The 26,307-nt window shown below is 70.6% G+C and carries 25 protein-coding genes; 17 read left to right on the top strand and 8 right to left on the bottom strand.

The genetic code is table 11. The features are described 5' to 3' along the window. Window positions 1–52 precede the first annotated feature (52 nt). A complete protein-coding gene (locus SACXIDRAFT_RS01645; protein ID WP_040922388.1) occupies window positions 53–724 on the top strand; it encodes a hypothetical protein in 672 nt (223 codons plus the stop codon). Here the strand turns inward: SACXIDRAFT_RS01645 and SACXIDRAFT_RS01640 are convergent. Continuing rightward, window positions 714–1,937 carry a YibE/F family protein gene (locus SACXIDRAFT_RS01640; RefSeq protein WP_198284293.1) on the bottom strand — a complete coding sequence of 408 codons (1,224 nt, stop codon included), beginning with the start codon at window positions 1,935–1,937 and terminating at the stop codon, window positions 714–716. The two genes, SACXIDRAFT_RS01645 and SACXIDRAFT_RS01640, sit on opposite strands and share 11 nt — an antisense overlap. A 742-nt stretch (window positions 1,938–2,679) precedes the next feature. On the opposite strand from SACXIDRAFT_RS01640, the gene SACXIDRAFT_RS01635 reads away from it, so the two are divergent. From SACXIDRAFT_RS01635 to SACXIDRAFT_RS01575, 13 genes are all read left to right on the top strand, one after another. After that, window positions 2,680–4,464 (top strand): thiamine pyrophosphate-requiring protein, encoded by a 1,785-nt coding sequence (locus SACXIDRAFT_RS01635; RefSeq protein ID WP_006236711.1) that lies wholly within the window; start codon window positions 2,680–2,682, stop codon window positions 4,462–4,464. 60 nt (window positions 4,465–4,524) lie between these two features. Next, window positions 4,525–5,298, top strand: coding sequence for an IclR family transcriptional regulator (locus SACXIDRAFT_RS01630; protein ID WP_040922387.1), 774 nt, complete (start codon window positions 4,525–4,527; stop codon window positions 5,296–5,298). 207 nt (window positions 5,299–5,505) lie between these two features. Then, window positions 5,506–7,287: an aspartate--tRNA ligase gene (gene aspS, locus SACXIDRAFT_RS01625; protein WP_006236709.1), complete on the top strand. Its 1,782-nt coding sequence runs from the start codon at window positions 5,506–5,508 to the stop codon at window positions 7,285–7,287. A gap of 89 nt (window positions 7,288–7,376) precedes the next feature. After that, window positions 7,377–8,582, top strand: a complete 1,206-nt coding sequence (locus SACXIDRAFT_RS01620) for a hypothetical protein (RefSeq protein WP_006236708.1) — start codon at window positions 7,377–7,379, stop codon at window positions 8,580–8,582. A gap of 76 nt (window positions 8,583–8,658) precedes the next feature. Further along, complete coding sequence (locus SACXIDRAFT_RS01615) at window positions 8,659–10,071, top strand: replication-associated recombination protein A (protein ID WP_006236707.1); 1,413 nt, start codon at window positions 8,659–8,661, stop codon at window positions 10,069–10,071. 68 nt (window positions 10,072–10,139) lie between these two features. After that, window positions 10,140–10,544: a DUF948 domain-containing protein gene (locus tag SACXIDRAFT_RS01610; RefSeq protein WP_006236706.1), complete on the top strand. Its 405-nt coding sequence runs from the start codon at window positions 10,140–10,142 to the stop codon at window positions 10,542–10,544. Then, window positions 10,544–10,882, top strand: coding sequence for a hypothetical protein (locus tag SACXIDRAFT_RS01605; RefSeq protein ID WP_006236705.1), 339 nt, complete (start codon window positions 10,544–10,546; stop codon window positions 10,880–10,882). Before SACXIDRAFT_RS01610 ends, SACXIDRAFT_RS01605 begins: the two co-directional genes overlap by 1 nt. 108 nt (window positions 10,883–10,990) lie before the next feature. After that, entirely contained in the window at window positions 10,991–13,657 is a 2,667-nt protein-coding gene (gene alaS, locus SACXIDRAFT_RS01600) for an alanine--tRNA ligase (protein WP_006236704.1), read from the top strand. Continuing rightward, a complete protein-coding gene (ruvX, locus tag SACXIDRAFT_RS01595; RefSeq protein ID WP_006236703.1) occupies window positions 13,654–14,145 on the top strand; it encodes a Holliday junction resolvase RuvX in 492 nt (163 codons plus the stop codon). Before alaS ends, ruvX begins: the two co-directional genes overlap by 4 nt. Window positions 14,146–14,528: 383 nt before the next feature. Beyond that, window positions 14,529–16,046 carry an endolytic transglycosylase MltG gene (gene mltG, locus SACXIDRAFT_RS01590; RefSeq protein WP_006236702.1) on the top strand — a complete coding sequence of 506 codons (1,518 nt, stop codon included), beginning with the start codon at window positions 14,529–14,531 and terminating at the stop codon, window positions 16,044–16,046. Window positions 16,047–16,062: 16 nt separating this feature from the next. Further along, window positions 16,063–16,917 (top strand): shikimate dehydrogenase, encoded by an 855-nt coding sequence (locus tag SACXIDRAFT_RS01585; RefSeq protein WP_040922003.1) that lies wholly within the window; start codon window positions 16,063–16,065, stop codon window positions 16,915–16,917. An 82-nt stretch (window positions 16,918–16,999) separates the two neighbouring features. Then, entirely contained in the window at window positions 17,000–18,196 is a 1,197-nt protein-coding gene (locus tag SACXIDRAFT_RS01580) for an endonuclease/exonuclease/phosphatase family protein (RefSeq protein ID WP_006236700.1), read from the top strand. Between the two features lie 31 nt (window positions 18,197–18,227). Continuing rightward, window positions 18,228–19,172, top strand: a complete 945-nt coding sequence (locus SACXIDRAFT_RS01575) for a D-2-hydroxyacid dehydrogenase family protein (RefSeq protein WP_006236699.1) — start codon at window positions 18,228–18,230, stop codon at window positions 19,170–19,172. A gap of 15 nt (window positions 19,173–19,187) precedes the next feature. Here the strand turns inward: SACXIDRAFT_RS01575 and SACXIDRAFT_RS01570 are convergent, their stop codons facing one another. The 6 genes from SACXIDRAFT_RS01570 to SACXIDRAFT_RS01545 all read right to left on the bottom strand — a co-directional run bounded on the left by SACXIDRAFT_RS01570 (window position 19,188) and on the right by SACXIDRAFT_RS01545 (window position 23,583). Continuing rightward, entirely contained in the window at window positions 19,188–20,000 is an 813-nt protein-coding gene (locus SACXIDRAFT_RS01570; RefSeq protein ID WP_006236698.1) for a serine hydrolase domain-containing protein, read from the bottom strand. Between the two features lie 255 nt (window positions 20,001–20,255). Continuing rightward, window positions 20,256–20,900 carry a dienelactone hydrolase family protein gene (locus SACXIDRAFT_RS01565; protein ID WP_006236697.1) on the bottom strand — a complete coding sequence of 215 codons (645 nt, stop codon included), beginning with the start codon at window positions 20,898–20,900 and terminating at the stop codon, window positions 20,256–20,258. Continuing rightward, window positions 20,897–21,595, bottom strand: coding sequence for a phosphoribosyltransferase (locus SACXIDRAFT_RS01560; protein ID WP_006236696.1), 699 nt, complete (start codon window positions 21,593–21,595; stop codon window positions 20,897–20,899). Before SACXIDRAFT_RS01560 ends, SACXIDRAFT_RS01565 begins: the two co-directional genes overlap by 4 nt. Continuing rightward, window positions 21,592–21,885, bottom strand: a complete 294-nt coding sequence (locus SACXIDRAFT_RS01555) for a DUF6343 family protein (RefSeq protein ID WP_006236695.1) — start codon at window positions 21,883–21,885, stop codon at window positions 21,592–21,594. The genes SACXIDRAFT_RS01560 and SACXIDRAFT_RS01555 overlap by 4 nt, the downstream gene beginning before the upstream one ends. A gap of 113 nt (window positions 21,886–21,998) precedes the next feature. Next, the gene (locus SACXIDRAFT_RS01550) at window positions 21,999–22,265 is read right to left on the bottom strand and encodes an HPr family phosphocarrier protein (RefSeq protein ID WP_006236694.1); all 267 of its coding nucleotides are present in this window, start codon (window positions 22,263–22,265) and stop codon (window positions 21,999–22,001) included. 4 nt (window positions 22,266–22,269) lie between these two features. After that, window positions 22,270–23,583 (bottom strand): PTS transporter subunit EIIC, encoded by a 1,314-nt coding sequence (locus tag SACXIDRAFT_RS01545; protein WP_006236693.1) that lies wholly within the window; start codon window positions 23,581–23,583, stop codon window positions 22,270–22,272. Window positions 23,584–24,105: 522 nt separating this feature from the next. Here SACXIDRAFT_RS01545 and SACXIDRAFT_RS01540 point away from each other — a divergent pair. Together SACXIDRAFT_RS01540 and SACXIDRAFT_RS01535 are read left to right on the top strand one after the other, a co-directional pair. Then, window positions 24,106–24,342, top strand: a complete 237-nt coding sequence (locus SACXIDRAFT_RS01540) for a PTS sugar transporter subunit IIB (RefSeq protein ID WP_040922384.1) — start codon at window positions 24,106–24,108, stop codon at window positions 24,340–24,342. Then, window positions 24,339–24,794 carry a PTS sugar transporter subunit IIA gene (locus tag SACXIDRAFT_RS01535; protein WP_006236691.1) on the top strand — a complete coding sequence of 152 codons (456 nt, stop codon included), beginning with the start codon at window positions 24,339–24,341 and terminating at the stop codon, window positions 24,792–24,794. Before SACXIDRAFT_RS01540 ends, SACXIDRAFT_RS01535 begins: the two co-directional genes overlap by 4 nt. Before the next feature lie 100 nt (window positions 24,795–24,894). Here the strand turns inward: SACXIDRAFT_RS01535 and SACXIDRAFT_RS01530 are convergent, their stop codons facing one another. Continuing rightward, window positions 24,895–25,329 carry a Rieske (2Fe-2S) protein gene (locus tag SACXIDRAFT_RS01530; protein ID WP_006236690.1) on the bottom strand — a complete coding sequence of 145 codons (435 nt, stop codon included), beginning with the start codon at window positions 25,327–25,329 and terminating at the stop codon, window positions 24,895–24,897. A 308-nt stretch (window positions 25,330–25,637) separates the two neighbouring features. On the opposite strand from SACXIDRAFT_RS01530, the gene SACXIDRAFT_RS01525 reads away from it, so the two are divergent. Next, window positions 25,638–26,291: a prepilin peptidase gene (locus tag SACXIDRAFT_RS01525; protein ID WP_006236689.1), complete on the top strand. Its 654-nt coding sequence runs from the start codon at window positions 25,638–25,640 to the stop codon at window positions 26,289–26,291. Window positions 26,292–26,307 lie beyond the last annotated feature (16 nt).

The following is a 26,307-nucleotide window of genomic DNA, read 5'->3' as shown; positions in this document are numbered from 1 at the left end:
CGGCAAGGGCGGCGAAGGCCGTGAAGACAGCGAGCGGAGCGAGGGCACGGAATTGACTGAGCAGGAGCCGACCGCGGGAACCCCGGCGCGGGAGCCTGAGCGCATCCCTCTGTCCGGGGACGATCCGACGGCGCGCCGCAAGAGGACGGTGTCCGGCCTGATCGCCGTGGCGCTGCTCGCCGCCGCGTTCGGCGGGGTGGCCGGGCTCGTCGGCGGTCAGGTCGCCGGGCTGGTGGTGGCGGCGGTCGTCGCGGTCCCGCTGGTCCTGCTCGTGACATCCGGCGCCCGGCGCCGGATGTGGCTGGAGGGCACCACGGTCGTCGTGCGTACCTGGGGTTCGCGGACGGTGAACCTCGTGACGGCGCCGCGCATCGATCTGATGATCACCGATGTGCGGGGAACCAGGACCGTGAGCTTGCTGGTCAGCGGGCAGGGGCGTTCCGCGGCTGTCAAGATCGACCTGGCTGTGTACGCGGGGACGGGGGGCCGGGAGCTGGGCATCCTGCCGCTGCGCAGGCTCGCCGACGCCGTCGTGAACAACATGGACGCGGGCGGCGTCGTGTTCTCACAGCTGCTCGTGGCTCAGCTGAGGGCGGAGGCGCGTGGCGACGCCGCGGCCGATCGTCCTCTCTACCGCCTGGCCTCGGCTGCTCCCTCCGGCAAGCTCGCGCAGCGGTTCAGCATCGAGGCCGTCAGCCGCTTCGTGGCGTCGCTCAACGACTGACCCCGTCGCCCGCGTCCTCGTCACCGGACTCCTCGCCACCGGACTCCTCGCCACCGGAACCCTCCTCCGCTCCGGGACTCTCGTCGCGTACGGCGATGACGGCGGCCAGCAACGTGGTCAGCGGCACGGCGGCGACGATGCCGATGCTGCCTGCCAGCGTGCGCACGATCTCGGAGGCCACATCCTGTGACTGGAGGATCGGCGACAGGCCCACATCGGCCAGCGAGGAGAGCAGCAGCAGGGGAAGGGCGGCTCCGGCATAGGCGAGCACGAGGGTGTTGACGGCGGAGCCGACGTGCGCGCGGCCGATGCGCAGCCCCGCCGCGTAGAGCCCTCGCCAGCTGAGGGCGGGGTTGGCCCGTCGCAGTTCCCACACCGCGCTCGCCTGCGCGACCGTGACGTCGTCGAGGACACCGAGCGCGCCGATCACGATGCCAGCCAGCAGCAGGCCCCTGGCGTCGATGCCTTCCCCGAGCGCGCCGATGAGCGTGCTCGTGTCGGTGTCGAGCCCCGTGAGCTGCGCGGCGGCCGAGAACACGGCGGACAGCACGCCGATCAGCGCGAGGCTCACCATGGTGCCGAGCACGGCCACCGAGGTGCGGGCGGACAGCCCGTGAGTCAGGTACAGCGCGATGAACATGATCAGCCCTGCTGCGGCGATCGCCACGAGAAGCGGGCTCTCCCCCGCGAGGATGGCGGGAAGCACGAAGAGGGCGATCACGGCGAAGCTGATCCCGAGTGCCGCCAGTGAGGCCAGTCCTTGCCAGCGTCCCAGCAGCAGCACCGCGCCCGCGAAGAGCAGGCCGAGCAGCAGCAGCGGAACACCCCGCTGGAAGTCCCTGAGCTGGTACGACGCCGCGTCGCCTGCGTCGGCGCCACCGAAGGCGAGCACCACCTCGTCGCCCACCGCGAACCGGGGGCTGCTCGGTTCGAGCGGGATGATCTTCGTGATGGTCGCGCCTTCCCCCGGACCGTCCTGAAGCCGCACGTCAACGGAAAGGCATTGCCTCTCGTCCGGAGAGGGCTGGCCCACCTGCACCTGCCCCGGCGACAGGCATGGGCCTGCCGCCGCAGCCGTCACCACACCATCGACGGGTGTGCCGACCGAATTGCTGTCCCGCTCACCTCCACCGCCCCACGGGTACAGCACGCCCACGGCGACCAGGGTCGCCGCCGCGATGGGTGAGAGGAGCACGAGCAGCATGCGGCGCACCCGGTCCGAGGCCGGTGCCGTCTTCCCGTGCCCGTGCCCGTGCCCATGTCCGTGTCGGTGTCCGTGTCCGTCATTCGGCTGGGCATCGGGAGCCGCTGTGCGGGGGCCGGGCCTGCGCTCGGACCCGGTGTCGCCTTGAGAAGAAGCGCGTCGCCGGGACGCGGCGGGCGCCCGCGATGTCCGCTGGGATGGCGCTGCCGGGCGCGCCGCGGTCTCCTTGCGCGATTCTGCCCGGCCTGCGGGTTCCCGCCGCGACGGCGGCGCGGTCCGCGTGCCTTCGGAGGCAGAGAGGCCGTTCTCGGGGCGCTGCCGTCGCCGAGGTCCGGTCGGCCGCGAAGGAACACCTCGTTCCGCCCCCGCCTTCGGCAGGGGCTGGGTCGGGTACTCGGAGTCGTCGGAAGGCACCCGGTCATCTTGCCGGTCACGTCGTGGCGCTATCGCACAGGTCAGACGGCCGGTGATGAACACACGAAAATCGACGGAACCGGACACCCACCCGGCACGTCACACACTGCGAGAACGTGCAGCGGCGGCGTGCCGATCGCCGACGTCGTTCCGCACGCCCGGCTGGGGGTCGGACGTGGGGAACGGGTGCGCCGCCCCGTTCTCGTCACCCTTGGCGTCCCGGCCCTCACGTGGTGAAACTCTCCTCACTGTTTCCGCCCGGCGAAACGATGCCGTTGCGTTTCCTCTCGTCACGGACGAGGCTCGCGAGGTTACGACACGGAAAGGGACCGACACTGTGGGCTCCGACGCGACGATCTCGCCGACCTCCTCGATCTCCTCATCCTCCTCGACGTCTCCTGCGCCCAGCGGCTACACCACGAGCAGGGCGTTCCTGGAGGCACTCGCCGAGGGAGGTGTCCGGTACGTCTTCGGCAACCTCGGCAGCGATCACCCCGGCATCCTGGAGGCCTACGCGCAGGCCCGTGCCGACGGCCGGGAACACACACTGCCCGAGCTGGTGATCTGCCCCCACGAGAGCGTGGCGATGGCGGCGGCGATCGGGTACGCGCAGGTGACCGGCGTGGCGCAGGCCGTGCTCGTGCACGTCGAGTGCGGCACCCAGAACATCGGCGGCATGCTGCACAACGCCGCCAAGGGCAGGGTCGGGGTGCTCATGTACGCGGGCGCGTCGCCCTACACCCAGGACGGCGAGTTGTTCGGCAGCCGCAACGAGTTCATCCAGTGGATCCAGGACGTCCACGACCAGCGCGGCATCGTGCGCGGCTACACCAAGTACGACAACGAGATCCGCACGGGCGCCAACGTCAAGCAGCTGGTGCACAGGGCGTTGCAGATCGCGAGCAGCGCGCCTGCGGGGCCGGTGTATCTCGTCGGGCCGCGCGAGGTGATGGAGGCCGAGGCGCCGACGCGGCAGGCCGACGCCGCTCACTTCCCGCCCGTGGCCCCCGCCGCGCTCGCGCCGGACGTGGTCGAGCGCGTGGCCGCCGCGCTCGCCGGGGCGAGCAGGCCCGTGGTGGTGACGTCCTACCTCGGCCGCGATCGGGAGGCGGTGCCCGCGCTCGTGGAGCTGTGCGAGGCCGCGGGTGCTGGAGTGCTGGAATCGGTGCCGTCGCACGTCAACTTCCCCGCCGATCACCCGCTGCACTGGGGCTACCAGTGGAACGACCAGAACCACAACCCGCTGCTGGAGGAGGCCGACGTCGTCCTCGTGCTCGGCAGTGACGTGCCGTGGATCCCGGCGAAGAACCGGCCAGGCCCCACCGCGAGGGTGTTCGTCCTCGACGAGGACCCGCTCAAGGAACAGATGCCGCTGTGGCACGTGCCTGCCGAACTGTTCGCCATGGCCGACCTCGGCACCGCCGTACGGCAGCTTCGGGAGCGGGTCGCCGAACTCGCCGACACCGACGCCGTCGCGCGCCGCCGTGAGCGGGCCGCCGTCGAGCACGGCAGGGTGTTCGCGGCCAGGGCCGCGCGGGAGGCTCCGGACGGTGAGACGATCACGCCGGAGTATCTCGTGGCGTGCGTGCGGGAGGCGATCGACGACGACACGCTCGTGCTGACGGAGGCGATCACCAACTACCCGACGGTGAGCTGGCATCTGCGCCGGACCGCACCGGGGTCGCTGCTCGGTTCCGGCGGCGGGTCGCTCGGCTGGGCGATCGGTGCGGCCGTCGGCGCCAAACTCGCCGAGCCGGAACGGCTGGTGGTCTCGCTGGTGGGCGACGGGTCGTACCTGTTCGGTGTGCCGTCGTCGGTGTTCTGGATGGCGCGCCGCTACGACGCTGCCTCGCTGACGATCGTGTTCGACAACAACGGCTGGAACGCGCCCAAGGCGTCCGCGCTCGGCGTGCACCCCGAGGGGACGGCCGCGCGGCGGGACGAGTTCGCCGGCCACTTCACCCCCAGTCCCGACCTGCCGGGGATCGCGGAGGCCGCGGGCGGCGCCTGGGGCAGGACCGTCGAGGCGGCGGGTGAGCTGAAGGACGCTCTCGCGGAGGCACTGGGCGCGGTGCGGTCGGGGCGTTCCGCCGTCCTCGCCGTGAGGGTTCCCGGAATGTGACGCTGATCGTTACCCGGAACGGGTCTTGTGCCCGCCGCGATCCTCGTACTATCACGCACCGTGGATGGGGAGACGAGGCAACCCGCGGCGGCGCGATCCCGATCGGTGCTTTCGCGAGGGTTGTCGCTACTGGACGCGTTCAGCTCGGGTGAGCCGGAGCTGACGCTCGCGGAGATCGCCGGGCGCACCGGACTGCCGAAACCCACCGCTCACCGGCTGCTCGGCGATCTCGTGGAGTGGGGCGCGATCGAGAAGTCGGGGCCCGGTCACTACCGGCTGGCGACGAAGCTGTTCTGGCTCGGCCAGCTCGTGCCGATGCACCGTGTGCTCAGGGAGACCGCGCTGCCGCATCTCGAACGCCTGCACGAGATCAGCAGGGAGAACGTGCATCTCGCCGTCCCGGACAGCGTGTACTCGCTCTTCGTCGAGCGGGTGACGGGCAGGGACGCCGTGCCGCTCGGCATCGGGGTCGGCGCGCGGCTGCCCTCGCACTGCACGGCGACGGGCAAGGTGTTCCTCGCCTGGGGCGGCAGGGAGCGGTTCCGTCAGCTCGTCAACGTGGGCCTGACCCGGTTCACCCCAAGGACGATCGTGATGCCCGGGCTGCTGCACCGGGACCTCGCGCGCACGAAGGAGCGGGGGCTCGGCGTCACCTACGAGGAGGCGGAGGCCGGTGTCTCCGCCGTCGCGGCGCCGGTGCACGGCCGTGGCGGCAGGGTCGTCGCCGCGCTGTCGGTCACGGGCCGCGCGCAGACGCTCGATCTGGACCGTTTCGGGCACGCGGTGCGGGCGGCGGCGAACGCGATGTCGTCCGCCCTGCCCTCCTGCGTGTGACGCCCCACGCGTTCACCCGATCGACGTATGGCCGCCGCGTCACAGGGGAAACCTGGTGGCGAACACCCCGGTTGCGTTGGCTAACCTGTGCTGTCGGTGGCCGGTACGGCACGGGCCAGGGCTCATGGCCTCGTGAACGGCACCGGCAGCACCGGTACCACTGTCAACTCACCGTCGCACGAACACCGTTCGAGAGGATCCCGCGAAGTGCTTCGCACTCACGAAGCCGGCACGCTGCGTGCCGAGCACGTTGGCCAGACAGTCACCCTCACCGGCTGGGTGGCCCGGCGGCGCGATCACGGCGGGGTGATCTTCATCGATCTCCGGGACGCCAGTGGTGTCGCGCAGGTCGTGTTCCGTGAGGGCGAGATGGCGGAGCGCGCCCACGCGCTGCGCGCCGAGTACTGCCTCAAGGTGACCGGCGAGGTGGCCAGGCGGCCGGAGGGCAACGAGAACCCGGAGATCCCCACCGGGGAGATCGAGGTGCTCGTCACCGAGCTGGAGGTGCTGTCCGAGGCGGCCCCGCTCCCGTTCCCCATCGACGAGCGGCTGGAAGTCGGCGAGGAGACCCGGCTGCGGTACCGCTACCTCGACCTGCGGCGGGAGGGTCCCGCCAAGATCATGCGCCTGCGGAGCGAGGTGAACCGCGTCGCGCGCGACGTGCTGAACCGGCACGGCTTCGTCGAGGTCGAGACACCCACCATGACGCGCTCGACGCCGGAGGGCGCCCGTGACTTCCTGGTGCCGGCGCGACTGCGGCCCGGCTCGTGGTACGCGCTCCCGCAGTCGCCGCAGCTGTTCAAGCAGCTGCTCATGGTCGGTGGCCTCGAACGCTACTACCAGATCGCGCGCTGCTACCGCGACGAGGACTTCCGCGCCGACCGGCAGCCCGAGTTCACCCAGCTCGACATCGAGATGAGCTTCGTCGAGCAGGACGACGTCATGGCGCTGGCCGAGGACGTGCTCGCGACGTTGTGGAGTCTGGCCGGAGCCGAGGTCACCACGCCGTTCCGGCGGATGACCTATGCCGAGGCGATGAGCAGGTACGGCACCGACAAGCCGGACCTGCGTTTCGGGCTCGAACTCGTCGAACTCACCGGCTTCTTCGCCGACACGCCCTTCCGCGTTTTCCAGGCGCCCTACGTCGGTGCCGTGGTCATGCCGGGAGGGGCCGACCAGCCCCGCCGCACGCTCGACGCCTGGCAGGAATGGGCCAAGCAGCGCGGTCACAAGGGCCTCGCCTACGTGCTCGTCGGCGAGGACGGCACGCTCGGCGGCCCGGTCGCGAAGAACCTCTCCGAGACCGAGCGGGAGAACCTGACCGGCGCAGTCGGCGCGAAGCCGGGCGACTGCATCTTCTTCGCGGCGGGCAAACCGAACCACGCCAGGCAGTTGCTGGGCATGGCGAGGGTCGAGATCGCTCACCGGCTCGGCCTGATCGACGAGAACGCCTGGTCGTTCGTGTGGATCGTGGACGCCCCGCTGTTCGAGGCGGCCGAGGACAGCGACGACGTCGCCGTGGGCAGCGGCGCGTGGACGGCGCTGCACCACGCGTTCACCTCGCCGACTCCCGAGTGGATCGACAAGTTCGAGTCCGACCCCGGCAACGCGCTGGCCTACGCCTACGACATCGTCTGCAACGGCAACGAGATCGGCGGCGGTTCCATCCGTATCCACCGGCCCGACGTGCAGAAGCGCGTGTTCGAGGTCATGGGCCTTTCCGAGGAGGAGGCGCAGGACAAGTTCGGGTTCCTCCTCGACGCCCTGCAGTACGGGCCGCCTCCGCACGGCGGTATCGCGTTCGGCTGGGACCGCATCGTGATGCTGCTGGCAGGGGCCGAATCGCTGCGCGAGGTGATCGCCTTTCCGAAGACCGGTGGCGGCCACGACCCGCTCACCGGCGCGCCTGCGCCGATCACCGCGCAGCAGCGCAAGGAAGCCGGTGTGGACGCCAAGGCACCGGCACAGGCCACCACACGGCAGCGCTGAGGCACACACAGCGAGTGGCGCCCCACACCCTGTGCGTCAGCCGATTGCCTGTGGTGGCGCCCGCTCGCCGACTAGTAGGGTCGGACACGATGATTCTGGATGCCTCCTCCACCGACGGGTCTTCGCTCGGTGCGGGAGCCGAACCGTCTTCCGTCGCGCGTGCTGTCGCGACCGCCGAATCCGTTCTCGCTCAGCGTTTCGGCAGCGCGATCCCGCTGGCGGAACCGGAGGACCTCGCAGGCAGCGGCCCCGCCGTGGTGGTCAGGGCAAGGGTGGCTTCGTCGGCGTTCGCGCTGCCGCGCACGCTGGTGATCAAGCACTATCCCGGCGCGGCCACGAGTGATTCCTTCGCGAGGGAGGCGGCCAGCTACCAGTTGTTCACCGCCCTTCCTCCCGAGGATCGGGTGTGCCCCGAGCTGCTGGCACACGACGGCGACAAGCGTGTACTGGTGATCGACGACCTCGGCCGCGCGCCGACGCTGGAGGACAAGCTGCGGGGCTCGGACAGCAGGGCCGCCGAGACGGCGTTGCTGTCGTGGGCGCGCTCCCTTGGCCGCATGCACGCCAGCACCGCGAGCAGAGAGGCCGATTTCCACGCGCTGCTGCGCAGGCTGAGCGGGAGGTCCCGCAGCGACGGTGAGGCCGGGTACCTCGACGGCGAGGAGCTGGTCCCGCTCGCGGCGGTGGCTGAGCTTCCTGCCCTTCTGCACGACTCCTTCGGGGTTCGCACGCCGGATGTGGTGCTGGACGCCGTCGAGCGCGCGGCCGACAGCGCGCGTTCACTGTCGTACCGGGCGTTCTCACCCGTCGATCTGTGGCCTGACAACAACCTCATCACCGGTGCCGGGGTGCGGTTCCTCGACTTCGAGCACGGCCGCATCCGCAACGCGCTCGCCGATGTCGCACACCTGCGCGTGCCGTTCGCCTCCAGCCCGCAGCCGCTGGCGTTGCCCTCGGGACTGAGTGAGGCGATGACCGCGGCGTGGCGGGCCGAGGTCGTCGAACTGTGGCCCGCGCTGGCCGACGACAACCTCCTGTCGGCCTACACCCTGGGTGCGCAACTGGTGCTGGTGTGGCTGTCCACGTGGCGGGAGCTGCCCCGGATCGCAGGCACGAGCAGACCGGGTCCCGCGAGCAGGGCCGCCGCGCTGGTGACGTGGTGGCGCGATTTGTCAACGCGGGCCGATCGTGCCGGTGACGACGCCGTCGCCGAGCACGCGGCGACCGTGGCGGGTGCGTTCGACACGCGCTTCGGGCCGGAGCTCGACCTGGCGCTGTACCCGGCGTTCCGCTGACGGCGAACCCGAGGGCAGGCGGGGGCGGCAGGCCTCGGGTGAGAACATCGTCCGCCCCTGCGGCTACGGTCGGGGAGTGCACCAGGACGAACTCTTCACGGTGACCCCGCACGCCTCAGGGCAGCCGGCGACGACGTCGTCGGCACAGTCGTCGTCGGCACAGTCGTCGCCCGTGGAGGCCATTCCACCGAACGCCCCGCTCGCGGTGCGGATGCGTCCCCGGTCTCTCGACGAGGTCGTCGGCCAGCGGCACCTGCTGGGCGACGGCGCGCCCCTGCGCAGGCTCGTCGAGGGAGCGACCCCGGCTTCGGTGCTGCTGTACGGCCCGCCGGGAACGGGAAAGACCACGCTCGCGAACCTCGTGTCCACGGCCACGGGGCGGCGCTTCGTGGCGCTGTCGGCGCTGTCGGCCGGGGTGAAGGAGGTGCGGGGCGTCATCGAGGAGGCGCGCCGCCGCCGCACCTACGCCGCCGAGGACACGGTGTTGTTCATCGACGAGGTTCACCGGTTCTCCAAGACCCAGCAGGACGCCCTGCTGGGCGCGGTGGAGGATCGGACGGTACTTCTGGTGGCGGCGACGACGGAGAACCCGTCGTTCTCGGTGGTCGCGCCGCTGTTGTCCCGATCGCTCGTGCTCCAGTTGCGGCCGCTGACCGACGACGACATCACCGCGCTCGTCCGCCGTGCCGTTGCCGACGAGCGCGGGCTCGCCGGTTCGGTCGAGGTGCCGGACGACGCGGTGGCGCATCTGGTGCGGCTCGCGGCGGGGGACGCGCGGCGGGCGCTGACGGCGCTGGAGGCGGCGGCGGAGGCGGCGACGGCAACGGCAACGGACACCGAAGGGACCCCGGTCGTCGGGCTCTCCACCGTGGAGTCCACAGTAGACAAAGCGGCGGTGCGCTACGACCGGGACGGCGATCAGCACTACGACATCGTCAGCGCCTTCATCAAGTCGATCCGGGGCTCCGACGTCGATGCCGCACTGCACTACCTCGCGCGCATGGTCGAGGCGGGAGAGGACCCGAGATTCATCGCGCGCAGGCTCATCGTGCACGCCAGCGAGGACATCGGCCTCGCCGACCCCACCGCGCTCCAGGCCGCCGTCGCCGCGGCCAGCGCGGTGCAACTCGTCGGCATGCCGGAAGCCCGTCTCGCGCTCGCGCAGGCGACCGTGCACCTCGCCACAGCGCCCAAGTCCAACGCCGTCATCGCCGCCATCGACGCCGCGCTGGCCGACGTGCGCTCCGGCGGCGTCGGCACCGTGCCTCCGCACCTGCGTGACGGGCACTACGCCGGAGCGAACGCACTCGGCAACGCGAAGGGCTACCGGTACCCGCACAACGCGCCGGAAGGCGTGCTCGCCCAGCAGTACCCGCCCGACGAATTGGTCGGCAGGGACTACTACCGGCCGAGCAAGCACGGCATGGAACGGACGCTGTACGAACGGGTTCCCAAGCTGCGGCGCACGATTCGGGGAGGCGGTCGGTAGCGGCTGACGACGCGCGGTAGCCTGACGGCCAATCCTGGTGGTCACACAACTTTTCTCAAGGAGGGCACGTGTCGGCAGGGCAGATCGCCGCGTTGATCGCCGCAGGCGCCTTCGTGCTGCTGGTGTTGTTCCTGGCGATCGCGTTGGTCAAGCTCGGCCGCACGCTGGACGAGGCCACGATCGCGATCCGGAAGGCACACGAGAACACCGACCCGATCCTGATGGGGGCCAACGAGACGATCACTCACGTGAACGCTCAGCTGGAGCGCGTGGACGGCATCACGGCCAATGCGCAGGCCGTGTCCGGCAACGTCTCGGCCCTGTCGTCGGTGTTCACGGCCACGCTCGGTGGCCCACTGGTCAAGACGGCCGCGTTGTCCTACGGCATCAGCAAGGCCTTGCGCGCTCGGCGCCGCAAGGCCGAGGAGGGCAAGCACTCCCGCCGCCGCGGCAGGAAGAAGGGCGGTAGGTGATGAAGCGACTCTTCTGGCTCGGCGTCGGCGTCGCCGCAGGGGTGAGCCTGGCCCGCAAGGCGAGCGAGACGGCTCGTCAGGCGACCCCCGCCGGGTTAGCCTCGAACCTGGGCGACGCGGTGCGGGAGCTGGCCGGCGCGATCGGTGCGTTCGGTGCTGACGTCCGCGCCGGAATGAGCGAGCGCGAACAGGAGCTGAACGACATCGTGGAACGGCGTTCGGGGCTGCCGAGGCCGGCCCTGCCGGGGCCTTCGTCCCCGGCGAGGGACGACCGAGGGCACGGCAGGCACGCGGCGACCGCGCCGAGGGCCCGGCGAGCGCGCCGGGCGGAGCTCTGACGCGGCCACGCCGGTGCAGGCGGCCACGGCAGCTCCGCCGCCTTCGTTCGCATCCATCCTGACCGGTTCGCGAACCCGTGCCGGACAGCATCACGCCAAGGACGACCAGTGGAAACTCACGAAATCAACAAGCGGTTCCTCGACTACTTCGAAAAGCACGGCCACACCAGGGTTCCGAGCGCGTCGCTGATCCTGGACGACCCCACGTTGCTGTTCGTCAACGCGGGAATGGTCCAGTTCAAGCCGTATTTCCTCGGTGAGGTGCCTCCGCCCTACCCGCGCGCTACGAGCGTGCAGAAGTGCGTGCGCACCGGCGACATCGACGAGGTCGGCAAGACCACGCGGCACAACACGTTCTTCCAGATGGCTGGCAACTTCTCGTTCGGCGACTACTTCAAGCAGGGTGCCATCGAACGGGCGTGGGAGCTGCTCACCACCTCGCAGGACGAGGGCGGTTTCGGGTTCGACCCCGGCAGGCTGTGGGCCACCGTGTACGAGCACGACGCCGAGACCGCGGCGATGTGGCGGGAGATCGCGGGCCTTCCCTCCGACCGTATCCAGTTCAGAGGTCCCGAGGACAACTACTGGGACATGGGCGTGCCAGGGCCGTGCGGCCCGTGTTCGGAGATCTATTACGACCGTGGTCCCGAGTACGGCCGCGAGGGCGGTCCCGCCGTGGACGAGGACCGGTACCTCGAAATCTGGAACCTCGTGTTCATGCAGGAGATGCGCGGCGAGCTGAGCCCGAAGAAGGGGCATCCGCCCATCGGGGAGCTGCCGCAGAAGAACATCGACACGGGCATGGGCATCGAGCGCGTCGCCTACCTGCTCCAGGGTGTGGAGAATGTCTACGAGACGGATCTGGTGCGCCCCGTCATCACCAGGGCCGAGGAGTTCTCCGGCCGCCGCTACGGCGCTGACCACGCCGACGACGTCCGTTTCAGGGTGATCGCCGACCACGCCCGCTCCGGCGTCATGCTGATCGCCGACGGCGTCACACCCGGCAACGAGGCCCGAGGATACGTGCTGCGCCGCCTGCTGCGGCGCATCGTGCGATCGATGCGGCTGCTCGGGGTGCACGAACCGGTGCTTGGCGAGTTCGCCGCGGTGGTGCGCGACGCGATGGCCGCCTCCTACCCCGAGGTCCGGCGCGACTTCGACCGCATCAGCGACGTGATGCGGGTGGAGGAGGAGACCTTCCTGTCCACGTTGACCAGTGGGTCGCGCATCTTCGACCTCGCGGCGCAGGAGACCAAACGCTCCGGCGGCACGATCCTGGCAGGCGACAAGGCGTTCCAGCTGCACGACACCTACGGCTTCCCCATCGACCTGACCCTGGAGATGGCCGCCGAACAGGGATTGTCGGTTGACGAGGACGGCTTCCGCACCCTCATGGAGCAGCAGCGGCAGCGGGCGAAGGCCGACGCCGCCGCGCGTAAGACGGGGCACGGTGACCTCTCGGTCTACCGGGGCATCCTCGAAGAGCACGGCGAAACCCAGTTCGTCGGCTACACCGACCTCCAGTCCGACGCGCGCGTGCTGGGCCTTCTCGTGGACGGTGTGCCCGTCCGCGCGGCCGCCGAGGGAACGAAGGCCGAACTGGTTCTCGACCGCACCCCGTTCTACGCCGAGGGCGGTGGCCAGATCGCCGACACCGGCGTGCTCGTGGGCGAGGGAGTCGAGCTGACGGTGCTCGACGTGCAGAAGCTCGTCCCCGGCCTGTTCGTGCACCGTGTCGAGGTCGTGGCAGGCGAGATCGGTGTGGACACGCGGCTCGCGGCCTCCGTTGACGGCACGCGGCGGGCGTCCATCGCGCGGTCGCACTCGGCGACCCACCTCGTGCACGCGGCCGTCCGTGGCGCGTACGGCAACCGCGCGGCACAGGCTGGTTCGCTCAACACACCCGGCCGCATGCGCTTCGACTTCACCACGCCGAAGTCGGTGTCGGCGGGCATGCTGACGGAGGTCGAGGAGGAGGTCAACGACTACCTCCAGACCGACGTCGAGGTGCAGGCCTACACCACGACCAAGGACAGGGCGCTCGAACTGGGCGCCGTGGCGCTGTTCGGCGAGAAGTACGGCAACGACGTCAGGGTCGTCGATATGGGCGACTACTCGCGCGAGCTGTGCGGCGGCACCCACGTGGAGCGCATCGGCCAGCTCGGCCTGGTGAAGCTCGTCAGCGACTCCTCGGTGGGGTCCGGTGTGCACCGCGTCGAAGCGCTCGTGGGCACCGACGCGCTCCGGCACGTCCGCAAGGAGCAGCTGCTGGTGTCGCAGCTCGCGGGCACGTTGAAGGTGCCGACGGACGAGCTGCCGTCGCGGATCGAGGACGTGCTCACCCGGTTGCGAAACGCGGAGAAGGAGATCGAGCAGCTCAGGCTGCGCGAGGTGCTCTCCTCGGCGGACACGCTCGCGGGACGTGCCCACGACGTCGGCGGGGTGTCCGTCGTGGCCGAGAAACTCGACCAGACGATCGACGCGGGAGCGCTGCGGGCGCTCACCGGCGAGGTGCGCAACCGGCTCGGGACGCGGCCCGGCGTCGTGGTCCTGTTCTCCCCGTCGGGTGAGGGCAAGGTGAGCTTCGTGGTCGCCACGACGGCCGCCGCGCGGAACGCTGGTCTCGCCGCGGGCAAGCTGGTGTCGTCGTTCGCGAAGGCGCTCGACGGCAGGGGCGGTGGGAAGCCGGACATGGCACAGGGCGGCGGCACCCGGCCCGAGGGCATCGTTCAGGCCGTCGAGGCACTGCACGCGGCCGTCGCGGCGAGCCGGTGAATCAGGAAGGACCCGACCGGCCCGGAGTGGATGATCCCGGGCCGGGGCGGCGCCTTGGTGTGGACGTCGGGTCGGTGCGGGTCGGAGTCGCTCTGAGTGATCCCGCGCCGATCCTGGCGACACCACTCGTTACCCTGTCGCGTGATAACGAAAGAGACACGGACCTCGACGAGTTGGCCCGGCTGGTGGCCGAGCACGACGTTGTCGAGGTGATCGTGGGACTTCCGAGGACACTGGCCGACCGTCACGGCGCCGCCGCCGCCATCGCCACGGACTACGCACGGCGACTGGCCGAGCGAGTTGCGCCTGTCGCGGTCCGGCTGGCCGATGAAAGGCTGAGCACCGTGAGCGCGAGCCGCATGCTGTCGCAGCGGGGTGTGAAGGGACGCAAGCAACGAGCCGTGGTCGATCAGGCCGCCGCCGTGGAGATCTTGCAGGGTTGGCTGGACGGCCGCGCCGCTGCCGTCGCACGGGAGGCTGAACGGTAGTGAGCGTGCCCCACGACGGTTCGGACCCTCGCAGGCGGCGCCCCGCTCAACGCCCGCCGCAGCACCAGAGAAGACAGCCACCGCCACCGCAGGCGCCGCCGCAGGACCAGAGAAGACAGCCACCGCAGGCGCCGTCGCCGCAGGACCCCTCAGGGACCCGGCAGCCACCGCCGAGGCCGCCGAGGCACGCGGTCAGCGGTGAGAATCCGCTTCCGCCGCACCGCGCGCCCCGTGCTCCCCGCCCCGCCGTGGTCGAGCCGGATCTGCCGCCCCGGCGCGTGCGCGAGCACGGGGACCTGCTGGACGACGGTCCCGCACCACGTCCGCCGCAGGCGCAACCTCCGCAGCCGCCGCCTCCTGTCAGGCGTGCGGGAAGGCCACCCGTGCGGCGGCGCAGGCCCTCGCCCAACGACGGTGTGCCCGCCGACGACAATCCCACCGAGATCCTCGAACTCGACGAGCCCTACGACGACCTCTACGACGAGGAGATCGAGGGCGACCGTCGCGGCTACAACGACTACGACGATGACGACGACTACGACGACTACGACGATGACGCCGATGACGACGGTCGTGGCGACGCCGACGGCGACGACAGCCGGACCGGCAACGGGGAACCCGGCGACCTCCGCGAGGGAAGGGTCCGAACCGGCGGCGAACACGACTTCGACGACGGCGATGACTTCGACGGTTTCGATGGTTTCGACGGTGACGACCGCGCGGAACCGGAGTACTTCGCCGACGAGCGCGACGACGAGGACGCAGGCACCCGGCGCGAGGGGCGAGGACGGCGATCGCTGAAGTGGGTCGCGGCCATGGGCCTGCTGGCGCTGCTGGGCGCGGGCGCCTACTTCGGTGCGCGAGAGCTGCTGGGCTTCGGTTACGACGACTACGAGGGGTCCGGCGAGGCCGACGTGATCCTCCACGTCGAGGAGGGCGACGTCACGAGCGCGATCGCGGCCAAGCTCGCCGAACTCGACGTGGTGGCCAGCCCGGAGGCGTTCGTGGAGGCAGGTGAGGGCGACGAGCGGGTGCTCGGCATCCAGCCGGGCTACTACCAGGTCAAGACCAAGATGTCGGGCCAGGCCGCCGTGGAGGCCCTTGTGGACGACGACGCGAGGGTCGGTCACCTCCAGATCAAGGCAGGGACCAAGCTCTTCGACGTCACGCAGCCCGACGACTCGGTGACACCCGGCATCTTCACGTTGCTTGCCGACGCCTCGTGCGCACAGCTCGGCGGCAAGGAGACGTGCGTGTCCGCCGAAGAGCTCCGCAAAACGGCCGACACCGCCGACCTCGCCGAACTCGGTGTTCCCGACTGGGCCGTGGCGGATGCGGGGAAGGCACCGAAGGGGCGCAAGCTGGAAGGGCTGATCGCGCCGGGCGTCTACGACGTCAAGCCCGGCGGGGACGCCAAGGAGCTGCTGTCGCAGGTGCTCACGGCCTCGGCGACGAGGATGGAGGCCGCTGGGCTGCCGAGCGCGGCAGGCAGCACGCCGTACAGCCCGTACCAGGTGCTGGTCATCGCGTCGATCGTCGAGATGGAGGGCGTCAAGGCCGACTTCACGAAGGTCTCCAGTGTCATCTACAACCGGCTGGAGATCGACATGCGCCTCGAAATGGACTCCACGGTGAACTACCCGCTCGAAAGGCCGACGTTGACGACGAAGGCGCAGGAGCGGGAGAAGCAGACGCCGTGGAACACCTACCGGATGACCGGGCTTCCGCAGACACCGATCGGGGCGCCGAGCCTTGAGGCCGTCGAGGCGGCGCTGAACCCGGAGGACACCGACTTCGTGTACTTCGTGAAGTGCGAGAAGAACGGCCTTTCGTGCTTCAACGTCGAGTACGCCGACCATCAGGCCGACAGGGACGACGCGAGAGCGCGCGGTGTCTACTGAGCCCGGTGTGTCCACAGTGGCGTTTCGCAGGGCGGGCGTGCTGGGTTCGCCCGTGCGGCATTCGCTGTCGCCCGTCCTGCACAACGCCGCCTACGCCGCGCTGGGGCTCACCGGCTGGCACTACGACACCCATGAGGTCGATGCCGAGGCGCTGCCCGGTTTCGTCCACTCGCTCGGCGAGGAGTGGGTGGGGCTGTCGGTGACCATGCCCGGCAAGCGGGCCGCGTTGGCCGTCGCCGACGAGGCGACCCCGCGCGCGCTGGCTGTGGGGGCGGCCAACACGCTGGTCCGGCTGCCTTCGGGAGGGTGGCGCGCCGATTGCACCGATGTGGACGGTGTCACGGGCGCGCTGCGCGCCGCGGGCGGGTTCCGGCCGGGGTCGCCTGCCACCGGGATGGTCCTCGGTGCGGGGGGTACGGCGGCGGCCGCCGTGGCGGCTCTCGGGGAACTCGGTCTCACGGACGTTCACATCGTGGTGCGCGACCCGGCAAGGGCGAAGGCCACGGCCGAGACGGCCCGCGGGGCAGGGCTCGGCGTGGTCGTGCACCGGTGGGCGGAGGCGGACTTCGGCGCGCTCGCCGCGTCGGCGCGAGTACTCGTGAGCACGGTGCCGCCCGATGCGGTGGCACCGCACGTGCCCGCGCTGGCTGCGGTGCCGTGCGTGCTCGACGTGATCTACCACCCGTGGCCGACGCCCCTGGCCGAGGCCGTCGCGGCGCGGGGCGGCAGGGTGGCCACGGGGCTGGACATGCTGCTGCATCAGGCATTCGGGCAGGTTGAGCAGTTCACAGGGCGAGCGGCGCCGCGCGCGGTGATGCGGGACGCTCTCCGCGAGGCCACCCACGGCATCCTCCCGTTGCCGCTCGACTGATCCGCCACGATCAACCCGCGAGACCTCCGGCGTTCACCTTCGCCGGTTAGGGTGTCGCGGGTCGAGTGGCAGTGGAGGTCTGATGCGAGGGAAAACCGTGGCGCTCGTGGCCACGCTGGTGTTGTCGGCGACCGCGGGAGTGGCGGCGGCGGGCCCACAGGGTTCACCGCACAGGGAGCCGGTGCGGTTCGCCACGTTCAACGCCTCGCTGAACCGTTCCTCCGAGTCGGAGTTGCTCGCCGATCTGTCCACAGGGGACGACAAGCAGGCGAGGGCGGTCGCCGAGGTGATCCAGCGCAGCAGGCCGGACGTGCTGCTGGTCAACGAATTCGACTACGTCGAGGGCGGGGCGGCGGCCGACGCCTTCCGGCGCAACTACCTCCAGGTGCCGCAGAACGGCGCGAGGCCCATCCACTACCCGTACGCCTACGTCGCACCGGTCAACACGGGCGTGCAGACGGGGCACGACCTCGACCGCGACGGCAGGGTCGGCGGCCCCGGCGACGCCCACGGCTTCGGAATGTTCCCCGGCCAGTACGGGATGCTGCTGCTGTCTCGCCATCCCATCGACACCGAGCGCGTGCGGACATTCCGCACCTTCCTGTGGAAGGACATGCCGGACGCGTTGCTGCCGGACGACACGGCCACGCCGGAGCAGGGAGACTGGTACTCGGAAAAGGCACTGGACACGCTGCGGCTGTCGTCGAAGTCCCATTGGGACGTTCCGGTCGAGGTGGGCGGCAGGACCGTCCACGTGCTCGCCGCGCACCCCACCCCGCCCACCTTCGACGGGCCGGAGGACCGCAACGGCAGGCGGAACCACGACGAGATCCGGTTCTGGGCCGACTACGTCACGCCGGGACGGGGTGGATACGTCTACGACGACACCGGCCGCAGGGGCGGACTCGCGGCCGGTGAGCGGTTTGTGATCGCGGGCGACTACAACGCCGATCCCCTCGACGGCGACAGCACCGACGGCGCCGCGCACCAATTGTTGGACGCGCCGAGGGTGCGTGACACCCGGCCGGCGAGCGCGGGCGGCGCGGCGGCGGCGCTGCTTCAGGGCGGCGCCAACGACAGCCACCGCGGTGACCCGTGGCACGACACCGCCGACTTCGGTGACGAGCAGCCGGGCAACCTCAGGGTCGATTACGTGCTGCCCTCGCGGGGGATGCGGGTCGTGCGCGACGGGATCTTCTGGCCGGTGCCGGGAACGGCTCTCGACCGGCTGAACTCCGCGTCCGACCATCATCTGGTGTGGGTGGACGTGCGCCCGTGAGACCTCCGGCGCCGCACGCTAGCGTGGTGCCATGCGGATCGCGATCCTCGACGACTACCAGAACGTCGCACTCGGCCTCGCCGACTGGGACTGTCTCGACGCCGACGTCCACGTGTTCACCGAACACATCGCCGACCAGGACGAGCTGGTGCGGCGGCTGGCAGGTTTCGACGTCGTGGTGGCCATGCGGGAGCGCACCCCGTTCGGCGAGCAGTTGCTGTCCCGGCTTGCCGATCTCCGGCTGTTGGTGACCACAGGACAGCGCAACGCCTCCATCGACGTCGAGGCGGCGCGCAGGCACGGCGTTGTCGTGTGTGGCACCGGGTACGTCGCGCACCCCACGGTGGAGCTGACCTGGGCGTTGATCCTCGCGGCCAGCCGCAACCTGCACACCGAACTGCGTGCGATGCGGGAAGGGGGCTGGCAGACCACGCTGGGGACGTCCCTGCGAGGCAGGACCCTCGGCGTGCTCGGGTTGGGCAGGCTCGGCGCACAGGTCGCCAGGGTGGGGCAGGCCTTCGGCATGCGCACGATCGCGTGGAGCCACAACCTCACACAGGAGCGGGCCGCCGAACACGACGTCACGGCCGTGTCCAAAGAGGAGCTGCTGGCGAGTGCCGATGTGCTGACGGTGCATCTCGTGCTGAGCAAGCGCACGCGCGGGCTCCTGGGGGCGGCCGAACTCGCGGCGATGAAACCCACGGCGTTGCTGGTCAACACCTCCCGCGCGCCGATCGTGGACACCGGCGCACTCGTCCACGCGCTGCGGCACGGTGTGATCGGGGCCGCTGCCCTCGACGTCTACGACGTGGAACCGCTGCCGTCCGACCATCCACTGCGGTCGCTGCCCAACGCCGTGCTCACCCCGCACATCGGATTCGTGACGCGCGACACCTACGAGGTCTTCTACCGCGACGCCGTCGCCGACATCGCCGCCTTCTCACGGGGCGAACCGGTGCGGGTGCTGGAGAGCTGATCCCGCACCGGCGAGTCAGGCCAGCTCGGCGAGCACGGCGTCGGTGAACTCCGGCCACACCCGCGCGGCCCAGGGACCGAACGCGCGGTCGGTGAGCGTCACACACGCCACCCCCGCGTCGGGGTCAACCCACAGGAACGTGCCGGACTGCCCGAAGTGGCCGAACGTCCTCGGTGAGCTGTTCTTGCCCGTCCAGTGAGGGTCCTTGTGGTCGCGCAACTCGAAGCCGAGTCCCCAGTCGTTGGGTTTCTGGTGGCCGAAACCGGGAAGCACGCCCGTGAGACCGGGGAACGCGACCTGCGTTGCGGCCTCCAATGTGGAGGGATCGACGAGGCTCGGGGTCTGGAGTTCGGTGGCGAACCGGACGAGGTCGTCCACGGTGGACTCCGCGCCGGAGCCGGGGGAGCCCTTCAGAGCGGTGTCGTGCATGCCCAGCGGCTGGAACACGGCCTCGTTCTGGTAGGTGTCGAACGCGATGCCGGTGTGTTCGGTCAACGCATCGGCCAGCTGCTCGAACCCGGCGCTGGAGTACAGGCGGCGCTGACCCGCCGGGGCGAGGACCTTGTGCTCGCTGAACCCGAGACCCGAGGTGTGGGCCAGCAGGTGCCGCACCGTGGAGCCCTCGGGGCCTGCGGGCTGGTCGAGGTCCACCGCGCCCTCCTCGACGGCGATGAGGGTGGTGTAGGTGGTGAACAGCTTGGTCACCGACGCGAGCGGGAAGACCCGTGCCGTGTCGCCGTGGGCGCCGAGGACGGTGCCGTCAGCCCGCACCACCGCCGTCGCCGCATTGTCAACGGGCCACTGCTCGATCAACCGCACGCTGTCCATGGCTCCACTCTAACGGGGCGCTGCCTGCGACCCGCGAAACCCACGTGCAGGAAGTGCGGACACCCGTACGGCAGGTGCGGACACGTGTGCGGGAGGTCCGACACCCGTGCAGGAAGTGCGGACACCCGTACGGCAGGTGCGGACACGAGACGCGGGGTGTCGTGTCCGCAGTCTGTGTACGGGTGTTTGCGCTTTGCGGTGTGGACATGCGTGCGGGAGGTGCAAGCACGCGTGCGGGAGGTGCGGACACGGTGGTCAGCGTGGCAGGTGGCGGGTGAACCACTCTCCCGCCAGATCGGCGACCGCCTCCAGCGCTCCCGGTTCCTCGAAGAGGTGCGTGGCGTTCGGCACGATCCGGAGTTCGTGCGGCGCCGACAGCCGGCTTGCCGCCTGCTCGTTCAGCCGCTGCACCTGCGTGTCGGCGCCGCCGACCACGAGCAGGGTGGGGCATTCGACGTCGGGTAGCGCGTCATCGGCGAGGTCGGGACGCCCGCCCCGTGAGACGACCGCGCGCACGAGTTCCGGTCTGCGCGCTGCGGCCACCAGTGCGGCCGCGGCTCCGGTGCTGGCTCCGAACAGCCCGATCGGCAGCGCGCGGGTCGTGGCGTCCTCGCCGAGCTGGTCCACGGCGTTGACGAGCCGGTCGGCGAGCAGGCCGATGTCGAACCGCAGTTCGCCGGTGGCCGCGTCACGCCGTTCCTCCTCCCGTGAGAGGAGATCGAACAGCAACGTCGCGAGCCTGCGGTCCTGGAGACTGCGCGCCACCGCGACGTTGCGGGGGCTGTGCCGGGAACTGCCGGAACCGTGGGCGAACGCCACCACACCGAGCGCGTCGGAGGGCACCGTCAGATCCCCCGACAATGCCGCCGTGCCAGCCGCGACCCCGAACGGAACGGTCATCGCGCCCCCTTCGCGTATCGATCGAGGAGCGCGACCACCTCGTCGTCGCTGGTCTGGGAGAAATTGCCGTACCACTGGCCGACCGCCTGGAAGAACGGCGGCTCGGACACGCAGATCACCTCGTCGGCGTCGGCGTGCAGGGCGGACGCGGCCTGCGGCGCGCAGACGGGCGCGGCGAACACGAGCCTGCGCGGCCCCTCCCTCCGCAGCTCACGTAGCGACGCCCTCGCCGTGACGCCCGTGGCGAGCCCGTCGTCCACGACAAGCACGTCACGCCCTTCCAGCCGCTCGGGGTCGCGGCCTCGCTGGTAGACGTCGAGCCTGCGCCGGACCTCCTCGCGCTCGCGCGCGGCGGCCTCGTCGAGGTCGGAGGGCGTCATGCCGAGCATCCGCACACTCTGCTCGTCCACCACAACGGGGCCGTGAGCGGTGACGGCGCCGATGCCGAACTCCGGCCGTCCCGGCGCGCCGATCTTGCGGGCCACCGCGACCCCGAGGGGCGCGCCGAGCTCCCCGGCCACCTCCGCGGCGACAGGGACCCCGCCTCTGGCGAGACCGAGCACGACGGGTTCGACCCAGTCGTACTCCCGCAGCACCTCGGCCAATGCCTGGCCTCCCGCCTCGCGGTCGGCGTAGACGCGGCCGGTGTCGCGATGCAGGGCTGTCCTCGTTGCTCGCTGTCCCCGCCTGCTCATCCGGGCTCTCCCCGTCGTTTGCGGTGGATGACCCACCCGAGATCGACCAGACTTCCGAGTCCGACGACGCCGAGCAGGACCGTCCCCCACCACTCGCCGTAGACGGCGAAGAGGACAGCCCCTCCCGCGCAGAGGAGCACGGCGAGAGTGGCGAGGACGATCCGCAGGGTCAGCGCGCTGTACGCGGGTGCGGCGCCGCCGAAACCCGCGGTCGGATCGTGGTAGTCGGGCAGGCCCCTTTGGTACTCCTCGCGGGTGCGAGGGCGATGATGCTGCGCTCGTGCCTGCATGCGGATCGAGTACCCCGATCGGGCGGCACACACACGCGGCCCGCCCCGAGCGAACGGGACGGGCCGCGTGTGTGTGCCCGGAAGTGGCGAAACAGGACCAGCCGAAACGGAACCTAGCCGTCGAGGTCCTTGGCGACGAGGTCGGCGACCGCGTTCACGGCGGCTTCGGCGCCGTCGCCCTCGGCGGCGATCACGACGGAGTCGCCGTGGGCGGCGCCGAGGGTCATCAGGTTGAGCACGCTCGACGCGGCCACCGGCGCGCCTCCCGCCTTCGCGATGGTGACCACCACGGGCTGCGCCGCCGCGATCCTCGCCACCAGTGCCGCCGGTCGTGCGTGCAGGCCCACCTTGCTCGCCACCGTGACGGTGCGTTCGGCCATCTCGTCATCCCTTCTTCGTCTGCTCGGTCGGCTCCGTCGAGCCCGGCACATCGCGGGTCGCGTCCCCGGCTTCCGCACCGCCGCCGGTGCCATCGGCGTTATCGCCGTTCGCCGGTGACTCGTCGTCGTCCGCCTCACGGCCCGGTGTGCGGAGGTTCCACTTGGTGATCACCCAGCGGAAGAGCAGGTAGTAGATCGCCGCGTAGACCAGGCCGATCGGGATCAGCAGCCACGCCTTGCTGGCGGCGTCGGCGCCCGCGTTGAGGAGGAAGTCGATGCCACCGGCGGAGAACGTGAACCCGAGGTGGATGTCGAGTGCGTTCACCAGTGCCAGCGAGATGCCGGTCAGCAGCGCGTGAATCAGGTACAGCGGCCACGCGACGTACATGAACGAGAACTCGATGGGCTCCGTGATGCCCGTGAGGAACGCGGTGAGCGCGCCGGTGATCATGATGCCGCCGACGACCTTCTTCTGGCTCGGGCGCGCGGTTTGCCAGATCGCCAACGCGGCGGCGGGCAGGGCGAACATGAAGATCGGGAAGAACCCGGTCATGAACGCGCCCGCGTCCGGGTCGCCCGCGAAGAAGTTGTTGATGTCGCCGCCGTCGAACACGAACCAGACGGGCACGTTGAGCAACTGGTGCAGGCCGATGGGGATCAACAGCCGGTTGAGCACACCGTAGACACCGCCACCGATCACCGCGTCGCTGGTGGCCAGCTCACCCAGGTTGTGGATGCCAGCGTCGATGACAGGGAACACGAGCCCGAACACCACGCCGAGCAGCAGCAGCGCGACGGAGTTGACGATCGGCACGAATCGCCGCCCACCGAAGAACGCGAGATACGGCGGCAGTTTCACGCGGTAGAACCGCTGCCACACCACCGCGGTCACCAGACCGACGACAACACCGGACAGCACGCTGTACGGCCACTTGATCGGGGCGAGATACCAGCCCGCTGTCGGCTCGAAGCCCTCAATCTCCTCGATGGGGGCGAAGACCTGGACGACCTTGCTGAACACGATGAACCCGACCACCGCGGCCACGCCGGTGGAGCCGTCGCCCTTGCGGGCGAAGCCGACAGCGATCCCAACCGCGAACAGCAACGGCAGCCAGTCGAACAGCCCGCCGCCCGCCGCGGCGAGGACCTTGGCGATGTCGGCTGTCGCGTCCCAGCGGCCCAGCATGTCGTCCTGCCCCAGCCGCAGCAGCAGGCCCGCAGCGGGCAGCGCGGCGATCGGGAGCATGAGGCTGCGGCCGAACCGTTGCAGCCCCGCGAGCCCGCGTTGTGGTCGTTTGGTGTCGGCTGTGGTGCTCATGCGTGTCCTCCCTGCACTCCTGTACTGATCTGGGCGCTCGTGCGCCCGATGCTCGGCGACGAGGTGCGGTGCTCAGCGCCCTGTGCCACCGCGACCCGGTGGCGGTCGCCTCGGCGCCGGAACGTCATGTCCTTCGCCGGGTTCCAGGTTCCGCAGCCGGGGTTTCCGGCGCGGGAACGGCAGCGGGGTTCAAGACGGCATGGTGGTGGCTGTCGTCGCCCCGCACCCGGGGCGGGATCGCTGCCGGCAGGGCGTGCCACGATGCCGGTCCTTCGTGAATGCGGCCGGTGTTTCCGCTCGCAGCGCGCGCACCGCCCATCGTCCACCTCCGTGCTCGCCTCGCCGTCCGGGAATTGGTACGTTCCGGTCTAGACCACTGGCGTGATGGGGCAGAATGCTCCCCAGCCCGCCCGGGTGTCAACCACCGTTACGTGTTCGTGGCTGTGAACGCACTGCGACCCCGTGAAGGCGGTGAACACCGTGAACGCGGTGGATGGTGTGGACAACGAGAGGGAGGCCGTCATGGCGGACGAAAGGCCCCAGCAGATCCTCGCGGCGCTCGGCGGCGCGGGCAACGTCGTGGAGATCGAGGGATGCATCACGCGCCTGCGGTGTGAGCTGGAGGACGCCTCCGTGGTGGACGAGAACGCACTGCGCAAACTCGGCGTGCACGGGGTCACGAAGGTCGGCGACGTCGTCCAGGTGGTCGTGGGGCCCGAGGCCGATGCCATCGCCGAGGACATCCAGGACCTGATGTGACACTCACCGTGCTCAGCCCCGTCACGGGCGCGACGATGCCGATGGCCGACGTTCCCGACCCGGTGTTCGCCGAGGCGATGGTGGGGCCGGGTGTCGCGGTGCGGCCGAGCGGTGGGCGGTCCGACGCCGTGTCCCCGATCGAGGGCACCGTGGCGACCCTGCACCCGCACGCCTTCGTGATCGCCTCCGCCGACGGCAGGGCCGTACTCGTGCACCTGGGCATCGACACGGTCAAGCAGAAGGGCGAGGGCTTCACCCTGCACGTCGTGCGGGGCGAGTCGGTGCGCGCCGGTCAGCCCGTGATCGGCTGGGACCCCGATGCCGTGCTGGCCGCCGGATACTCGCCGGTGGTGCCGGTGGTCGCGCTGGACGCCCCGGCCGACGTGCTGTCGGACCTGCGGGCAGACGGGCCGATCGCCGGAGGCGACCCGCTGTTCACCTGGGGCGGCTGACCGTCGGCGCGTGCGGGCGGCCCGGTCCGGGGCCGGGGCGGGGGATTCCGCATCGCTGCCCCCGGCGCCGGCTGGTGCCTGCTCTCCGGCAGCGTCCTCGTCAGGCCGTCACGATGTCGTCGCCCTCGATCGCGACGTTGATGGGACGCAGCGGCGCGTCGGCGGGGCCACCGCGCACCGCGCCGGTGAACTTGTCGAAAAGGGAGTTGTGGCACGGGCAGCGCAGCTGCTCGGGTTCCGGTGCGACGGTGCAACCCTGGTGGGTGCAGACCGCGCTGAAGCCTGCGACCTCGTTCTCCGAACGCCGGGAAATGATGATCTTGTGACCGTCGGGTGTGGTGACGGGCCTCGCCGTTCCGATGGGAACCTCGTCGAGCCCAGCGAGCCGCGCGCCCTTCGGCGCGGGCTGCGATTGCCCGCCCTGCCCGGGCCCGCCACCGGAGCAGGAGGCGAGGGCCGCGGTTCCGAGTGCTGCCCCGGCCACAGCGGCTCCGGTGGTCAGCACAGTGCGTCGGGAATGCGCGTGGCCGTTCATCGGTCCTCCGTAAGCGGGTCTGCCGGGTTCGCCGGTCATGTCCGAGTGTGAGGTCTTGATTATCCGCGAGGTGTCCGGCTGGACGGGTGCGGGTGCCCAGGGCAGTGCCGGACACCACGGGAAATGCACTGGACATCCGGCGGCGAGTCGGCAGGGAAGCCGCGGAGCCGCTGGCGACCGGAAGCGCCTGGCAGACCCTCCCGCCATCACCCCGGCGAGTGGTGTTCGGAGGACTGAGGAACCGAGAGTGCCCATTCGCTCACGGTGCGGGTTGAAGGCCGGTGGGTGGGCGGCGCAGGCTTGCGGACATGTGGGGAATCGTGATCTGTCTCGGGACCGCGGCGGGATGGGCAGCGAGCCGGCTGCTCGCGGCCACGGCACAACGGGCACGGCCTGCGCCCGTCCCCGTTGTGCCGTGCGCCGTCGCGACCGGTGTGCTGTGGGGAGTGGTGTGGGCGTTGAAAAGTGGCGGCATGTTCCCGGAGTGGTGGCTTCCCATCCCGCTGGCGGCCACGGTCTTCGCCGTTCCGCTGGCGGTCGCCGATGTGCTCCACCGCAGGCTGCCCGACGTGCTGACGATGCCCGCGTACGCGCTCGCGGCTCTCGCCGTGTGCGCGGCGGCGCTGGGCGGACCAGGGCCTCCACTCGTGGTCGCCGCGGTCGTCGGCTGTGCGGCGGTGCTGGCCTTCCACCTGCTCGTGTGTGCGCTGGCTCCCGGTGCGGTCGGTGCCGGGGACGTCAAGCTGTCGGGAAGCCTCGGGGCGCTGGCCGCCGCCGCGGGCTGGCCGACGCTGGTGGTGTCCTTCGGGCTGGCGTCGCTGTTGACGTCCTTGCTCGCGGTCGTGGCACTGTGTGCCAGGGTGTCGAGGTGGCGGGACGGCGTTCCCCACGGCCCCGGTCTGCTTGTGGCCACCAGCGTGAGCGTGTCGTTCCCCGGCGGGCTGCCGTCGGTGGGCAGCTGACACGGCGTTTTCGGCG

This window comes from Saccharomonospora xinjiangensis XJ-54, from assembly GCF_000258175.1.
GTDB classification, from domain to species: domain Bacteria; phylum Actinomycetota; class Actinomycetes; order Mycobacteriales; family Pseudonocardiaceae; genus Saccharomonospora; species Saccharomonospora xinjiangensis.
This window is presented reverse-complemented; position numbering and strand designations above follow the sequence as displayed.

Coding starts and splice junctions, on each gene's coding strand:
- SACXIDRAFT_RS01605 (WP_006236705.1), top strand. CDS start 10,544: ATGAAGCGACTCTTCTGGCTCGGCGTCGGCGTCGCCGCAGGGGTGAGC.
- SACXIDRAFT_RS01565 (WP_006236697.1), bottom strand. CDS start 20,900: ATGACCGTTCCGTTCGGGGTCGCGGCTGGCACGGCGGCATTGTCGGGG.
- SACXIDRAFT_RS01530 (WP_006236690.1), bottom strand. CDS start 25,329: ATGAACGGCCACGCGCATTCCCGACGCACTGTGCTGACCACCGGAGCC.
- SACXIDRAFT_RS01550 (WP_006236694.1), bottom strand. CDS start 22,265: ATGGCCGAACGCACCGTCACGGTGGCGAGCAAGGTGGGCCTGCACGCA.
- SACXIDRAFT_RS01575 (WP_006236699.1), top strand. CDS start 18,228: ATGCGGATCGCGATCCTCGACGACTACCAGAACGTCGCACTCGGCCTC.
- SACXIDRAFT_RS01525 (WP_006236689.1), top strand. CDS start 25,638: ATGTGGGGAATCGTGATCTGTCTCGGGACCGCGGCGGGATGGGCAGCG.
- SACXIDRAFT_RS01570 (WP_006236698.1), bottom strand. CDS start 20,000: ATGGACAGCGTGCGGTTGATCGAGCAGTGGCCCGTTGACAATGCGGCG.
- SACXIDRAFT_RS01540 (WP_040922384.1), top strand. CDS start 24,106: ATGGCGGACGAAAGGCCCCAGCAGATCCTCGCGGCGCTCGGCGGCGCG.
- SACXIDRAFT_RS01580 (WP_006236700.1), top strand. CDS start 17,000: ATGCGAGGGAAAACCGTGGCGCTCGTGGCCACGCTGGTGTTGTCGGCG.
- SACXIDRAFT_RS01545 (WP_006236693.1), bottom strand. CDS start 23,583: ATGAGCACCACAGCCGACACCAAACGACCACAACGCGGGCTCGCGGGG.
- SACXIDRAFT_RS01620 (WP_006236708.1), top strand. CDS start 7,377: ATGATTCTGGATGCCTCCTCCACCGACGGGTCTTCGCTCGGTGCGGGA.
- SACXIDRAFT_RS01560 (WP_006236696.1), bottom strand. CDS start 21,595: ATGAGCAGGCGGGGACAGCGAGCAACGAGGACAGCCCTGCATCGCGAC.
- SACXIDRAFT_RS01555 (WP_006236695.1), bottom strand. CDS start 21,885: ATGCAGGCACGAGCGCAGCATCATCGCCCTCGCACCCGCGAGGAGTAC.